The sequence below is a fragment of the Hoylesella shahii genome (genome assembly GCF_937990675.1).
Lineage (GTDB): Bacteria > Bacteroidota > Bacteroidia > Bacteroidales > Bacteroidaceae > Prevotella > Prevotella shahii.
This window is the reverse complement of the sequence record NZ_CALKQY010000039.1, coordinates 13,519-28,696: the sequence shown is the minus strand read 5'-3', so window position 1 is coordinate 28,696 and position 15,178 is coordinate 13,519. Positions and strand designations below refer to the sequence as shown.

At 46.4% G+C, this 15,178-nt stretch carries 9 protein-coding genes and 1 tRNA gene; 8 read left to right on the top strand and 2 right to left on the bottom strand.

The genetic code is table 11. From position 1 onward, the window contains the following. Positions 1-324 precede the first annotated feature (324 nt). The 5 genes from QME03_RS05845 to QME03_RS05825 all read left to right on the top strand — a co-directional run bounded on the left by QME03_RS05845 (position 325) and on the right by QME03_RS05825 (position 11,374). Positions 325-825, top strand: a complete 501-nt coding sequence (locus QME03_RS05845) for a hypothetical protein (RefSeq protein WP_281723769.1) — start codon at positions 325-327, stop codon at positions 823-825. A 1,486-nt stretch (positions 826-2,311) separates the two neighbouring features. Further along, entirely contained in the window at positions 2,312-5,008 is a 2,697-nt protein-coding gene (locus QME03_RS05840; protein WP_281723768.1) for a 4-alpha-glucanotransferase, read from the top strand. A gap of 4 nt (positions 5,009-5,012) precedes the next feature. Then, the gene (locus QME03_RS05835) at positions 5,013-7,142 is read left to right on the top strand and encodes a glycoside hydrolase family 97 protein (RefSeq protein ID WP_281723767.1); all 2,130 of its coding nucleotides are present in this window, start codon (positions 5,013-5,015) and stop codon (positions 7,140-7,142) included. Positions 7,143-7,312: 170 nt separating this feature from the next. Continuing rightward, positions 7,313-9,238, top strand: coding sequence for a type I pullulanase (gene pulA, locus QME03_RS05830; protein ID WP_281723766.1), 1,926 nt, complete (start codon positions 7,313-7,315; stop codon positions 9,236-9,238). A 276-nt stretch (positions 9,239-9,514) separates the two neighbouring features. Continuing rightward, positions 9,515-11,374, top strand: a complete 1,860-nt coding sequence (locus QME03_RS05825; protein WP_281723765.1) for a glycoside hydrolase family 13 protein — start codon at positions 9,515-9,517, stop codon at positions 11,372-11,374. A 249-nt stretch (positions 11,375-11,623) separates the two neighbouring features. On the opposite strand, the gene QME03_RS05820 is transcribed toward QME03_RS05825, so the two are convergent. Then, entirely contained in the window at positions 11,624-12,046 is a 423-nt protein-coding gene (locus QME03_RS05820; RefSeq protein WP_281723764.1) for a hypothetical protein, read from the bottom strand. Between the two features lie 448 nt (positions 12,047-12,494). Then, complete coding sequence (locus QME03_RS05815; RefSeq protein ID WP_273149233.1) at positions 12,495-12,893, bottom strand: START-like domain-containing protein; 399 nt, start codon at positions 12,891-12,893, stop codon at positions 12,495-12,497. A 424-nt stretch (positions 12,894-13,317) separates the two neighbouring features. Here QME03_RS05815 and QME03_RS05810 point away from each other — a divergent pair. From QME03_RS05810 to QME03_RS05800, 3 genes are all read left to right on the top strand, one after another. After that, a tRNA-Met gene (locus QME03_RS05810) sits at positions 13,318-13,391 on the top strand. A gap of 209 nt (positions 13,392-13,600) precedes the next feature. Continuing rightward, complete coding sequence (gene rplS / locus QME03_RS05805; RefSeq protein WP_025815716.1) at positions 13,601-13,966, top strand: 50S ribosomal protein L19; 366 nt, start codon at positions 13,601-13,603, stop codon at positions 13,964-13,966. A 342-nt stretch (positions 13,967-14,308) separates the two neighbouring features. Then, the gene (locus tag QME03_RS05800; protein WP_281723763.1) at positions 14,309-15,076 is read left to right on the top strand and encodes a 5'-nucleotidase C-terminal domain-containing protein; all 768 of its coding nucleotides are present in this window, start codon (positions 14,309-14,311) and stop codon (positions 15,074-15,076) included. Positions 15,077-15,178 lie beyond the last annotated feature (102 nt).

The window sequence follows — 15,178 nt, the reverse complement described above, 5'->3', positions numbered from 1 at the left end:
TATCAGACCTGCTGGGCCTGCATGGATGGAGGCCATTGTACGTAAATGTCTTGACGCAAAAGTGAAGGATGTTTCTTGGGAACACTTCTATATACCCGAACGTAAGACATTTAGTGACAAGTAAGGCTAACTCGTTTAATACATATTGGCGCAAAAAGTAAAGCGAGATAGTACGCCATATGTAAAAAAACGAAACAACACCTTGCGTGGGTGTGGCATACGTACCCGCGCAAGGCCATTAGAAGGCTTGCATGCCATTGCTATATAGACAGCATGCAGACGTACAACGTATGATGCAAATGAGCTAGATAAATTATTGAAACAATGAAAAAGTTATTTACATTGATGGCTGCAATGCTGTTTAGCATCGCCATGTATGCTCAAAATGCGCCAACCGCTGAAGAGCAAGAACGAGAAAACAAAGCTATCGAAGCTTTCTTGCCTACCCTTGATGCACGGAGAAGCGAATTTGTTGGCCAACCCGCCAAGAAACTATTTGATGTTATAAGGGGCAGTGCCTTTAAGATAAGGAACATTGGGACAGAGAAGACCAGCCCGTGGGCTGAATATAAAGGCAAAACATGGGTATATGGACTATCCTTATTCAACAAGCCCGTTCAGCAAGCGATGAAGGATAAGGAGGTTTATATCATACGCATAATCTTAGACGTTCGTTGGGATTCTAGTGCCTTTTGGGATTCTGTCAGACCTGCTGGGCCTGCATGGATGGAGGCCATTGTACGTAAGTGTCTTGACGCAAAGGTAAAGGATGTGTCTTGGGAGCACTTCTATTTACCCGAACGAAAGACATCGAGTGAGAAGTAAAGCCAACATGTTTGATACATATTGGCGCAAAAAGTAAAGCGAGATAGTGCGCCATATGTATAAAAACGAAACAATACCTTGCGTGGGTGTGACATACACGCCCACGCAAACGTTTTAATGGGGAATGGTGGCTTCTCATGTAAAGGCCGTTACGGCCATCTTTACACAACCCCTATATAGGCTAAATGCTAGAGCTGAATATTTAACCCAAATCGATCATTACACCACAATGTTTCTAGATTTCTTGTATTTGGGTTGTTATATTCACTCAAATTCTCTCAACTCACATCAAAGTCGTTTTGACTTTTAGTACTTCTGCAAAGTGTGCGGAGTGTAGTACAAGTCATCTCACTGGCTTATAAAATCACTACCTCCTACAACTCCAGAAGTAACAAACCCACCAACCCACTAACTAGCAAGTTCATCAACTAAAAACTCAAACACCCAAAACCTTAAATTATTGTTTTTATTTTACATTTTCATTCTTATTTTCGCTCAATTCTAGCGAAAATATTGGTTAAAAAGTCGGTAAAATAACTCTTTTTCTTTCCTTTCACACCTTAAAGTTTGTCAGTTTTTAAGACCATCTCCTGCATTTTGCACCATTTTACCTTTCTAGTTTAGTTGCCACCCCGTATTTTCTCAAGTCCAATTTCTCACTTTTAGCCCCTAGAACTCTACTTTTTATGGTTATTTTTCCCCTTTCAGCTTTGTTTTTCATAACTATAAAAGGTTTTGTTTATACAATTACTATGGATAATTATGCCAAACCGCTTCGAATTTAGCATCATTTCACCTTGCGTTTAGCACCAAAACGCATTGCATTTAGCACCAAAACGCACGCCATTTAGCACCAAAACGCATTGTATTTAGCAGCAAAACGCATTGTATTTAGCAACAAATAGCCCCGAAAATGGTGTAAAAGGCTACCCCTTCAAATAAAAATTCATTTTACCAACATTCACATGCCACCCTTTTTTACATCAAACAAACCTTCGCGAGAATCGATTATTTGCGGCAAGGTGGACGATTGGTGAACAGAAGTGGCACTCATAATGTTAAAATCCTTACCAAAAACTAGACAAAACACAATTACGTTGTATGCGCACGAATGGCAACGGCAAGCAAAAAAATGTACGTCTGTTATACCACTACAAGCACCTTGTAGTGTTTGGTATGGCCACAAACAGTGTTGTATGCTGCGGCTTGTTGAATGCTTTGGCTCTTAAATGCCCCTTTGATTGGTAAGAGAAAGAGTTATAGTGTAATTTAAACAGCTGCAGGAAATGTGATTTGCAGCACTAATTATAATTGTCTGCATGCATTAAATACAACAACCGATAGTCTGTTGAGAACTTGTAAATTAGCCTTTAGTTTGCACCCGCGCAATCGTTTGCATAATAAACACCAACATTTCCACCTCACAAGCGCAAACCTCTTATGAATAATGCCTAACTTTACGCCTAGTTTACTAACCCCTGAGTCTATGAATTTATATTTTAACATTGATTACCAGACCATCTTCGGAGAAGAATTGGTGCTGAACATTGTAACGAATAACAACAACGGTGAATGCCTAACAACGCAATACCGAATGAGTACTACCGATGGTTTGCACTGGAGTTGCTGCATTAATAAATTGCCCGACACTTGTCAAAGTGCCGTACAATATTTCTACAGTGTGGATAGTGCAGGCACCACCAAACGCCAAGAGTGGACGTTGCAACCTCACCGACTGGCTATTGGGGCGCTGAAGGCCAACGCCTACCACGTGTACGACCAATGGAATGCCATCCCCGATGATGCCTATCAATATACTTCGGCTTTTACAAAATGCCTTAAACACCGCGAAGTGCAACCCCTTCCTGCTTCTGACTACGAACGCACGCTGCGCCTTGTGGTGCGCGCTCCGCAACTAAGAGCTTCACAACGTTTGGTTTTGGTTGGCGACGACATCGCCCTTGGGGCTTGGTCGTTGGGCCGTGCGCTGCCCATGACCGAGATAAACGATTGCGAGTGGGCCATCGACCTTAATCTTGACGAACTAAAAGGTCAACAAGTGGCGGTGAAGGTGGTGGCCATTGATGCCAACAACCGCGTGGCGCCAATGTGGGAGACGGGGTATAACCGCGAATTGCAGTTGCCTCAAATCCACAAAAACGAGGTATGCGTGTACCATTTACAACAAGCCTTCTTCGAATTTTGGGACGAACGCTTTGCTGGTACGCTTGTGCCCGTGTTCTCGTTGCGCACCAAACGCAGCTTTGGCGTGGGCGATTTTGGCGACCTTAAAACCATGATAGATTTTGTGGTGCATACCAATCAGCGCGTGCTGCAGGTGCTGCCCATCAACGATAGCACCACAACGCACACCTGGACCGACTCTTATCCATATAGCTGCATTAGCATTTTTGCCCTTCATCCGCAGTATGTAGACCTCAATGCACTGCCCTTACTTAAGAACGAAGACGAGCGTAAGGCATTCGAGACATTGAGACAAGAACTAAATGCACTGCCACAGATTGACTACGAACGTGTAAACAACGCCAAAACAGAGTATCTCAAGTTGCTCTTCGAACAAGAAGGTAAGGAGATGATGAAGGCAAGCGAATTTAAAACGTTCTTTGAGGAAGAAGCTCGCTGGCTTGTGCCCTACGCTCAGTATTGCCATCTTCGCGATTTGCATGGCACTGCCAACTTTGCGCAATGGCCCGACCACAACACTTGGGACGAGGCCGAACGCAAAGCCCTCTCTACGCCTACGACAAAGGCCTATAAGGAGGTGGCTTTCCATTACTTCGTTCAGTATTTGCTTTACACCCAGATGCGCCAAGTTCACGAATATGCTCGCGCTAAGGGTGTGATACTAAAAGGCGACATTCCTATTGGCGTGAATAGAAATGGTTGCGACGTGTGGACAGAACCACATTACTTCAATCTTAATGGCCAAGCTGGTGCTCCGCCCGACGATTTCTCGGTTAAAGGTCAGAACTGGGGTTTCCCAACCTACAACTGGGACGAGATGTTGCGCGACGATTGCGCCTGGTGGGTGCGTCGTTTCCAAAACATGGCGAAGTTTTTTGATGCTTATCGCATCGACCACGTGCTGGGTTTCTTCCGCATTTGGGAAATTCCCGTGTCGTGTGTAGATGGCCTTTTGGGCCAATTCTCGCCCTCGCTGGGTATGACGCGCGAGGAGATAGAAGCCTATGGCCTGCCTTTTAACGAGGAAGCGTTTACGCGTCCTTTTATTAGCGACTGGGTACTCGACCGCATTTTTGGCGAAAACGCCAACCAAGTGAAGGCCAATTATCTGCAACCGCTGCACGATGACATTTGGGAATTGCGTCCCGAATACGACACGCAACGTAAGATAGAACAGGCTTTTGAGGGTAAGACCGATGAGCCCAACCAATGGTTGCGCGACGGACTCTTTGCCTTGGTAACCGATGTGCTGTTTGTTCGCGACCGCAAAGACCCCTCTAAGTTCCATCCTCGCATCTCTGTGCAGCACGATTTTGTGTACGAAGCCCTATGGGATAAAGACAAAGCCGTGTTTAACCGCATATACAACGACTACTATTATCGTCGCAACAACCAGTTCTGGTATCACGAGGCGATGAAGAAACTGCCCAAACTGGTTGAGGCTACAGGCATGCTTGTATGCGCCGAAGACCTTGGAATGGTGCCCGACTGCGTGGCGTGGGTAATGAACGAACTACGCATTCTCTCGCTCGAAGTGCAGTCGATGCCCAAAGACCCCCGTGTGCGCTTTGGCCATCTCTCGGCATTCCCCTATCGATCGGTAAACACATTTAGCAGTCACGACATGCCAACGCTGCGCCAGTGGTGGGACGAGAACTGGGAACGAACGCAAGAATACTACAACACGATGCTCTATAAGGGCGGTCCGGCGCCACATCCGCTCACGGGCTTACTCGCTCGCGAGATTATTTTGCGCCAGCTTCTCTCGCCCTCAATGCTGTGCATACTGAGCATACAAGACTGGCTTGCTATTGATGAAGACCTGCGTTTACCCGATGCCGACGCCGAACGCATCAATATACCAGCCAATCCGCGACACTACTGGCGCTATCGCATGCACATCAACATCGAAGACCTCATGGCCAATGCACCTTTCTGTGCAGCTGTTAAGGATATGGTTCAACAAAGCGGCAGATAAGTCTATGCCCTGGTTTAGATGGCTTACGATTTTGTGGTTTGCTCCGCTAGCAATGGCGGCGCAAACCATTTCCTCGCCCAACGGGCAGCTTACTTTAAGGGCATACGTAAGCAAGGGGCAGCCCACCTACGAATTGTTTTATGGCGATGAGCCAGTGGTGAACCCCTCGCATCTGGGGCTAGAGCTGGCCAACTTCCCCAGTTTGCTCACCAATTTTGAAGTAGCCAGTGTGGACTCGTCGTCGTTTGATGAGACTTGGAAACCTGTTTGGGGCGAGAAATCGGCCATACGTAATCGTTATAACGAACTGGCTGTGCGCTTTAAAGAACGCACTGCAGCTTGTCGAGACATGGTGGTGCGCTTTCGTCTCTACGATGAAGGTGTGGGATTTCGTTACGAACTACCCCGACAGCCACAACTCGACAACGTAATTGTGAAAGAAGAGCGCACCCAATTTGCCATGCCTGGCAACCACCAGGCCTACTGGATAGCGGGCGACTACGACACCAACGAATACGATTACCAAATAACGCGTCTCTCGGAAATTCGCCAACGCATGCCCAAGGCCGTTACGCCAAACGCTACGCAAAGCCCCATTGGACCTACCGCGGTGCAAACGGCTTTGCTGATGAAAACCGATGCCGGCCTATACATCAACATACACGAGGCTGCTTTGGTGAACTATTCGGCCATGCACCTTGTGCTGAACGATACAACAATGGTGTTTGAATCGTGCCTAACGCCCGATGCACTGGGGCAAAAAGCTTGTATACGCTGCCCATTTAACACGCCCTGGCGAACCATTATGGTGAGCAACGACCCGCGAACGCTGCTCGACTCGAAGCTGACGCTTAACCTAAACGAGCCTTGCAAGCTGGAAGACACATCGTGGATTCACCCAGTGAAATACATTGGCGTGTGGTGGGAGATGATTACTGGTAAGAGTACGTGGAGCTATGCCGACTATCAGCCTGTTGTTTTAGGCCAAACCAACTTCGCCAAGCTTAAGCCTACGGGCCGACATGGAGCCGATAGCACCAATGTTAAGCGTTATATCGACTTTGCTGCACGGCATGGCTTTTCGCAAGTGCTGGTTGAGGGATGGAACGAAGGTTGGGAAGACAATTGGCGAAAGCTGCACAATTACAGTTTTACACAGGCTTATCCCGACTATCCTTTGCAGCGTTTGCAGGCTTATGCACAAGAACGTGGTGTGAAATTGATGATGCACCACGAAACATCGAGCAGCGTGTTAAACTACGAACGGCAACTGGATGATGCCTACAAACTGATGAACCGCCATGGCATAGACGTGGTTAAGAGCGGATATGTGGGCGACATCTTCCCTAATGGTGGGCATCATTTCGACCAATGGATGGTGGAACATTATCTGCATTGCATCAAAGAGGCCGCCAAACACCGCATCATGGTGAATACCCACGAGGCTGTTCGGCCCACAGGCTTGTGTCGCACTTACCCCAATATGATTGGAAACGAGTCGGCACGAGGCACAGAATTTCACGCCATGGAGGGTTGTAGCCCAGGGCACGTTGCGATATTGCCCTTCACTAGATTGATGGGCGGGCCGATGGACTATACGCCTGGCATCTTCGAAACCGACATCTCGAAGGTTAACCCCAACAACAAGTGTCGCATGCGCGCCACATTGTGCAATCAGTTGGCGCTCTACGTGGTGCTATATAGTCCACTGCAGATGGCTGCCGACTTGCCCGAAAACTACGAAAAGCATCTCGACGCTTTCCAATTTATTAAGGATGTGGCCGTAGATTGGGACGACTCACACTACCTGGAGGCCGAACCAGGCGAGTATATCACCGTTGCACGCAAGGCTAAAGGTAGCCCCAACTGGTTTGTTGGCTGTGTGGCTGGCTTGCATGCCCATATGACTAACGTGTCGCTTAGCTTTTTAGAGCCTGGCAAAAAATACGTGGCTACCATCTATAAAGATGGTGCGAAGGCAGATATCGACAAGTTTACGGCTAATTATGTGATTGAACAACGCACGGTTACGCATCGTTCTAACTTGCGCATACGGGCTGTTAAAGGGGGCGGATTTGCTATTTCGATTAAGCCGTTAGAACGAGGTGAAAAAGTAAAAAAGGTGAAAAAGTGAAAGGGGGAAAAGGTAAAAAGGTGACTGCGCCTACTAACTTATCAACTCATAACCGCGTAAACTCACCTAAGCATAAACGCATTAACGCGTAAACTCACCAACCCACTATCTCAAAAACCTCATTAACTCACGAATTCAAATCCTCATAAACTCAAAAATTCAATAACAATATGAACATAAAAGGATTTATCATGGCTGCCTTGTTTGTTTGTGCCCAAGGGCTTGAGACAAGCGCGCAAGACATGAACGAGATGACTTATTCGCCGAACGAAACGGTGTTTAAACTACATGCGCCTGCAAATGCAAAGCGTGTTTTGGTAAAGATTTATGCCGACGCACTAGACGGTAAGCCAGTCAAGACGTTGAAAATGAAATTCAATGGCAACAACCAGTGGACCGCAACGGCTAAAGGCGACTTCAAAGGTCGTTTCTACACCTTCGATATTCCTGCCTTTAACCGTGGCGAAACGCCTGGAATCTTTGCTAAGGCCGTGGGTGTAAATGGAAGAAGAGGGGCCATTATCAACCTCGAAGAGACCAACCCCAAGGGATGGGAGGCCGATAAACGCCCGCCTTTGGCTTCGCCTGCCGACCTCGTTATCTACGAACTTCACCATCGCGACTTCTCCGTTCATCCCTCGTCGGGCATCAAAAACAAAGGCAAATTTCTTGCTCTCACCGAAGATAAAGCCATCAAGCACTTGCAACAACTGGGCATTAACGCAGTGCACATTCTGCCTTCGTTCGACTATGCCTCGATAGACGAGACGCAATTGCACAAACCACAGTATAATTGGGGATACGACCCGCTGAACTATAACGTGCCCGAAGGTTCGTACAGCACCGACCCTTATCGCCCCGATATGCGCATACGCGAGTTTAAACAGATGGTGCAAGCACTTCACAAGGCCGGCATTCGCGTTATTCTCGACGTGGTTTACAACCACACCTACGACCTCTCGGGTAGTGCATTCCAACGCACCTGGCCCAACTATTTCTATCGTAAACGCACCGATGGAACGTATTCAGATGGGTCGGGTTGTGGCAACGAAACGGCTAGCGAGCAACCTTTGATGCGACAATTTATGATAGAGTCGATGAGACATTGGGTGAAGGAGTACCACATCGACGGCTTTCGCGTTGACCTAATGGGCGTTCACGACATTGAAACAATGAACCTTATTCAGGCCGAAATGCAAAAAATAGACCCCTCCATATATATATATGGTGAGGGATGGAGTGCTGGCGCATGTGCCTACCCACAAGAAAAGCTGGCCATGAAAGCCCATACCGAGCAGATGCCTGGCATAGGAGCGTTTAGCGATGAGATGCGCGATGCACTGCGCGGACCATTCTCAGACGACCATAAGCCTGCTTTCTTGGCCGCACTCGACGGTCATGAAGAGAGCCTTAAATTTGGTATCGTTGGCGCTATTGCTCATCCCCAGGTAGACATGAGCCAAGTAAACTATAGCAAAAAGCCATGGGCCAACCAGCCAACACAAATGATTAGCTATGTTAGCTGTCACGACGATATGTGCTTAACCGACCGCATACGCAACTCGATACCTGGCATAACCACTGCCGAACTGATAAAACTCGACCTCTTGGCGCAAACGTTTGTGTTTACATCTCAAGGTGTTCCGTTTATGCTTAGTGGCGAAGAGATGCTGCGCGACAAGAAGGGTGTGCACAATAGTTTTTGTTCGCCCGACTCAATTAACGAGCTTAACTGGACCAATCTCGAACGTTTTCCCAAGGTGTTTGCCTACTACAAGGGGCTTATTGCCCTGCGTAAGGCGCATCCGGCGTTTCGTTTGGGTAATGCCGAACTGGTGCGTAAGCATCTCGAATTTATCGACGCGCCTGCCAAAATGGTGGCTTTCCGACTGAAAGACCACGCTGGTGGCGATGCTGCAAAAGACATCGTGGTGCTGCTTAACGCTAATCGCGAGGCACAAGTGGTGGATATTCCACAAGGCGAATACCGCGTTATGGTGTGCGATGGCGTGGTTAACCTCGATGGGATGGGTAAAATGAGTGGCGGAAAAGTCTCTGTCGACCCGCAATCGGCATTGATATTGATGAGTTTGTAAGTTTGTAAGTTTATGAGTTTGTAAGTTTATGAGTTTGTAAGTTTGTAAGTCTATGAGTTTGTAAGTTTGTAAGTTTATAAGTTTATGAGTTTGTAAGTTTGTAAGTTTATGAGTTTGTAAGTTTGTAAGTTTATGAGTTTATGAGTTTGTAAGTTTGTAAGTTTATAAACTTAAAAACTCATAAGCTCAAAATCTCACAAAGCATTTGGTTTAACTCCTTAACTCCCTAACTCCTTAACTCCTTAACCCACCCTAACCCCTTAACTCCTAGAAAGAATGAAGAAAATACTTCTGGCCCTTTCGCTATTCTCACTAACAGCATCGGCCAACATAAAAGTTAACAGAATAGACCCCACCAACTGGTATGTGGGCTTGCAAGACCCCACTTTGCAACTGATGGTGTATGGCGATGGCATTGGCAAAGCCAATGTCACAACCAATTACCCAGGCGTAAAGATAACCAGCGTGGAACGACTTGAGAGTCCTAATTACCTCTTGATTTACCTCGACTTAAACAATGCCAAAGCAGGAAATATGCCCTTGGTGTTTGCTCAAGGTAAGAAAAAAACAACCGTTAATTACGAACTGAAGAAGCGCGACATGCCCGGCGACCAACGTCTGGGATTTTCTAATGCCGACGTTCTTTACATGTTTATGCCCGACAGATTTGCCTCTAGCGGACAAAAACAACACCCTATGCCAGGACTTAACGCATATCGCGTGGACCGCTCGCAACCTAGTTTGCGACACGGAGGCGACCTCGAGGGCATTCGTAAGCACCTAGATTACTTCAACGAACTGGGCGTTACGGCACTTTGGTTTACCCCAGTACTAGAGAATAACACACCCGACAACAACAACCAAAGCACCTATCATGGCTATGCCACAACCGACTATTATCGCGTTGACCCACGTTTTGGCACCAATCAGGAATACCGAAACCTTGTAGACGAAGCTCATAACAAGGGACTAAAGGTGGTGATGGACATGATTTTTAACCACTGTGGCATCACCCATCCATGGATTAAAGACATGCCCTCGCGCAATTGGTTTAATCGTTCAGACTATAAAAGCAACTATTTGCAAACCAGCTATAAGCTCACACCAGTGCTCGACCCCTATGCTTCGGATGTGGATATGGACGAAACAGTGGAGGGATGGTTCGTGCCTTCTATGCCCGACCTTAACCAACGCAACCCTCACGTGCTGCAATATCTTATCCAAAACAGTATCTGGTGGATAGAAACGGTGGGCATCGACGGCATTAGAATGGACACTTACCCCTATGCCGACCGCGAAGCAATGGCGCAATGGATGGCCAGACTGAATAAAGAGTATCCCAACTTTAACACCGTGGGCGAAACTTGGGTAACAGAACCTGCGTACACTGCTGCATGGCAAAAAGACTCGAAGCTCTCTAACATTAACAGCAACCTTAAGTCGGTGATGGATTTTGCTTTCTTCGACCGCATCAATCAAGCCAAAAACGAAGAAACTGACGGATGGTGGAACGGCCTAAATAGGGTGTACAATGGTCTGTGTTACGATTATCTCTACCCCAACCCCGCATCGGTGATGGCCTTTATTGAGAACCACGACACCGACCGCTTTCTTGGAAACGGCAACGACACGCTTGCACTGAAGCAAGCATTGGCTCTTTTGCTCACCATGAACCGCATCCCACAGCTGTATTATGGCACTGAAGTGTTGATGAACGGTACAAAAGAAAAAACCGACGGCAATGTGCGAAAAGACTTCCCTGGCGGTTTTGCTGGCGATAAGCACAATGCCTTTACTGTAGAGGGCAGAACCAAAGCGCAAAACGAGATGTTTACCTGGCTTAGCCAACTGTTGCACTGGCGAAAGGGCAACGAGGTGATTACAAAGGGTAAACAAACCCACTTCATCCCCTTTAATGGCATTTACGTCTTGGCCCGAACGCTCGACAAACGCCACGTGCTAACCATCGCCAACGGCACCTCTAAGTCGGCTATCATGCCTGTGGCTCGCTACACCGAAGTGATTGGCGATGCCGACGAGGTACGCGATGTGCTCACAGGTCGCACCATTAGTCTGCTAGAAGACTTGCAACTTGGCCCACGAGAGACACTTGTTGTGGAATGGACCGAGAAATAAGTGGCACACAACGCCCTTAACAACCCCATAAACAAATGCTCTGCACTGGTGATGCGCAACATTAAACATCGCGCAACATCAGTGCAGAGCACTATCTCAACACATAATTCCTACCACGAAAAGCTCCTTTCGCATGTTTCGCTGCTTTTTCAGCAAAACATCCCCTGCAAAAATACTTCCCTATCCTCTTTTAACAAAACCAACTCTCACAAGCAACAATGCGCGATAGGATAGCACAGAGGGCAGTTTTTATTCACTTTCATCCTCAATATCGTAAATCATTCTCCCACCAAAATATAAAGTCATGATGCAATGCACGGGCACACCATTGGTTCTTAGCCAACCTTGAAACATAGCTTGCCCCCAATTCGTCATTTCGTCGATAACTTCAAATTCGCTGTTTTTATACCTTTGCTGATAAGTATCAAAATCAATTTGCTCGCCATGGAAAACATCGCGCAGCGTACTATCAAACACAAGCACATTCATATCGTCGACATCAACCTGCTCAAAAATAACTTTGGCTTTATGCGTATGCTCCCCATCATCATCGTAAGAGAATATTTTATCAAAATGAAATACCAAGTTCCCTTGTTCAAACGTCATCTTTTGAATGCGTCCATCGTGAAGCGAATACTTTGAATATGGGGCAAAAACTTTTATAATCTTCATTCCTAGATATGTTTAATGTGAGTTTTTTACTTTGTTTCGGCTCATTGTTTAAGGCGAGAAACACCAATTATCGGCATATCGCTCGCCCAAAACAGAAAAAGAATAGACCAACAAGCAATGCTAAACAACAACACAAAGTTAAGTAAACTTTTTATATTGCAAGACTATTTGGGATTTTATTATCTCACAAAACAAACACAGGGCCACCAAAGTGTACAGCAATTGAGACCACAACCAAAAGGCCACGGCAAGAACTACGAAACGTTAAGCACAAAAAGAGGAACAATAAGATTGTTTTTAGTAGCTATTAATGATGGTGTTAACAAAGGCACAGTGCCAAGTTTCAAGGCAAAACAGTGTACCGCAACTGGTATCAATAGTTTGAAAACGAGCAATAGGCCTTAAAAACCAAACTAAGCAGCAAGTTAATGCAAAGGCAGCAAATCATTTAGATACCACTCGAATTGCGCAATCGAGCTAAGTTGTCGTTCCAGATAGTCTTTAAGCTATCTACTTCGTCCTCCCAAGCAAAGTCGGTGATGGTAAGTACATAATCGTTGGTTATATGACTCTTATCCATTCTTAACTCAAAGAAGTTGTCCGGTCCATCCTCATCGTCCCAACTAATTTTGATATATTCATTCTTAATCTTCTCAACGATAGTGCCCTTTCGCACCTCGTGATGACTCCAAAGTTCACCCCACACGAAGGTGAGTTGCTCACCGTCTTGCGTTACGTTATCGGCCACCCATCTAGCAAGGCCCGAGTCGGTGCTGATGAGGTCCCATATTATTTGGGCCGAGTTAGACATGAGCTCTCGTTCAATACAAAGTCTTTGCTTGTCCATAACAATACAGATCGTGGTTTGCTATTACATATAATAATGTGTGCCAGCCTTTGCACCGCTGTAGCAAGTGCCCAAGGTGTGGCATGAGTGTCGCGCCGACACCCATTGTTTAGGCATACTCTCCAAACAACCCCTGCACATCATCGTGTGCAAAGGTACAAGTCCTTCATTGGTATTCTCGCATTGGTGCGACTCATTCGTCTTCACCTTGGATGTATAACCCTCTAAGCACATCCATGCGGCAAGATAAACTTGCACAGACAACGTCCAAAAAATCCTCCGAAGGCGATTTCGAGAACCGCCATTTAGTTATATCGAGTACAAAAATACCACTTTTTTATATCATTAGCACGAAAAAAACAAAATATTTTTGCTCGTTTCAATTTTTTACCTTACCTTTGCACCCGCAAACAAGCAAAATGTTGGCGGGATAGCTCAGCTGGTTAGAGCGCATGATTCATAATCATGAGGTCCCCAGTTCAATCCTGGGTCCCGCTACAAAATGGTCAGGCAAACGGTTAACGCTGTTTGCCTGTCTTGCTTTTTGGGGTAATTGATAGTGTGTCACACCACTTTCCACATTATTAATTTGGTAAAAACCAATAAAAGCAGTACCTTTGCACCGCTTTTCGGCGTAATCGCTGGCAGGAGAAGAGTTACCTAGCTATGTTACGTTGGGACGATAAACAATTTAAATATCAAGCAAAATGGATTTGATTAAAGTTGCTGAAGAAGCATTTGCAACCGGCAAAAAGTTCCCCGAGTTCAAGTCGGGAGACACAATTACTGTCGCTTACAAAATTATCGAGGGTACGAAAGAACGTATCCAGCTTTACCGCGGTGTTGTAATCCGCATCTCTGGACACGGAGAAAAGAAACGTTTCACCGTTCGCAAAATGTCGGGAACAGTGGGTGTAGAGCGTATCTTCCCCATCGAGTCGCCTAACATCGACAGCATCGAGGTGAACAAACGTGGTAAGGTTCGCCGCGCAAAACTCTACTATCTCCGCGCACTCACGGGCAAGAAGGCTCGTATCAAGGAGAAGAGAGGTGGCGTTGCTCCTCAACAATAAAAAAGTTACAAGTTACAGTGAAGGCTCGGCATGCAAATGTCGAGCCTCTGTGTTTTTTATAAGGCACGGTTTGCACGTACGCCCTTGCCCTTTTTCGCATCAACAACTTCCTCTCTTGTCCTTGCCCACGCTGTTTTTGCTAGCGCAAAGGAGGCAAAAAATACCATCAGCGCACAACAAAAAGACTGTCAAACGACATAAAATTGACAAAAAAATGCGTACCTTTGCTGTATGTCAACGGCCAAGGTGAAGCCTTAGAAAGGCTATTCACAGGCAAGAAACATCTAAAAAGCCATCGGCCAAATTACTTTTGATTGATAATCATTTAGTTATACCCAAGAAATGAAAAAGGGACAAATGTTTTTTTCGCTCCTCATTGTGGCCTTTACGCTATGGGGGTGCAAAGCACAGTATGCAGTAACGAATGTAGAACGTAGCCGAATACTGATAGACAAACGTTACGACGCCAACCACGACGCCGAGTTGCAAGCCTTTATTACGCCTTATAAACAGCGCGTCGACAGCTTGACGGCTCCGCTTGTGGGCCATGCTGGTTGCAACATGACTGCTAGCCGACCCGAAAGTCCTCTGTCTAATCTCCTTACCGACATACTCGTGTGGGCAGGACAGCGTTTTAACGAGCAACCGCAGTTTGCTGTTTACAACATCGGCGGCATGCGTGCAGCCATCGTTGAAGGCGAGGTAACACAGGGCGACATTATCAATGTGGCTCCCTTCGACAACAAAATCTGTTTCATTACATTGACGGGCGAACAGGTAACACGACTCTTTGAGCAAATTGCTAAACGCGCTGGAGAAGGCATTAGCAACAGTGTTAAACTGGTGATTGACAAAGAACACAACCTTCTTAGCGCCACCATCAACGGAAAACCCGTCGACCCGAAAGCCAATTATCGCGTTGCCACCATCGACTATGTGGTGCAAGGCAACGACGGCATGAGCGCCTTTAAGGAGGGAACACAACTGGTTTCGCCACAATCTGAAGAAAACAATGTGCGCTATATCATCATGGACTACTTTCGTCAACAAATGAAAGCAGGTAAAAGTGTATGCGGAAAGCGCGATGGAAGAATAACAATCAAGCAGTAAAAGAGCATTAAACCATTGTCTTCGCTGTCGGAGGCAGCCGTTTTTCTACCACTAAGCTGCTACATTTCACACCGAACCAATCCCCACAGCACCCACGACAAC

Bases quoted from the DNA above. Each gene is read 5' to 3' on its own strand.
- QME03_RS05825 (WP_281723765.1), top strand. From the start codon at position 9,515: ATGAAGAAAATACTTCTGGCCCTTTCGCTATTCTCACTAACAGCATCG.
- QME03_RS05820 (WP_281723764.1), bottom strand. From the start codon at position 12,046: ATGAAGATTATAAAAGTTTTTGCCCCATATTCAAAGTATTCGCTTCAC.
- QME03_RS05835 (WP_281723767.1), top strand. From the start codon at position 5,013: ATGCCCTGGTTTAGATGGCTTACGATTTTGTGGTTTGCTCCGCTAGCA.
- QME03_RS05800 (WP_281723763.1), top strand. From the start codon at position 14,309: ATGAAAAAGGGACAAATGTTTTTTTCGCTCCTCATTGTGGCCTTTACG.
- QME03_RS05845 (WP_281723769.1), top strand. From the start codon at position 325: ATGAAAAAGTTATTTACATTGATGGCTGCAATGCTGTTTAGCATCGCC.
- QME03_RS05815 (WP_273149233.1), bottom strand. From the start codon at position 12,893: ATGGACAAGCAAAGACTTTGTATTGAACGAGAGCTCATGTCTAACTCG.
- QME03_RS05840 (WP_281723768.1), top strand. From the start codon at position 2,312: ATGAATTTATATTTTAACATTGATTACCAGACCATCTTCGGAGAAGAA.
- rplS (WP_025815716.1), top strand. From the start codon at position 13,601: ATGGATTTGATTAAAGTTGCTGAAGAAGCATTTGCAACCGGCAAAAAG.
- pulA (WP_281723766.1), top strand. From the start codon at position 7,313: ATGAACATAAAAGGATTTATCATGGCTGCCTTGTTTGTTTGTGCCCAA.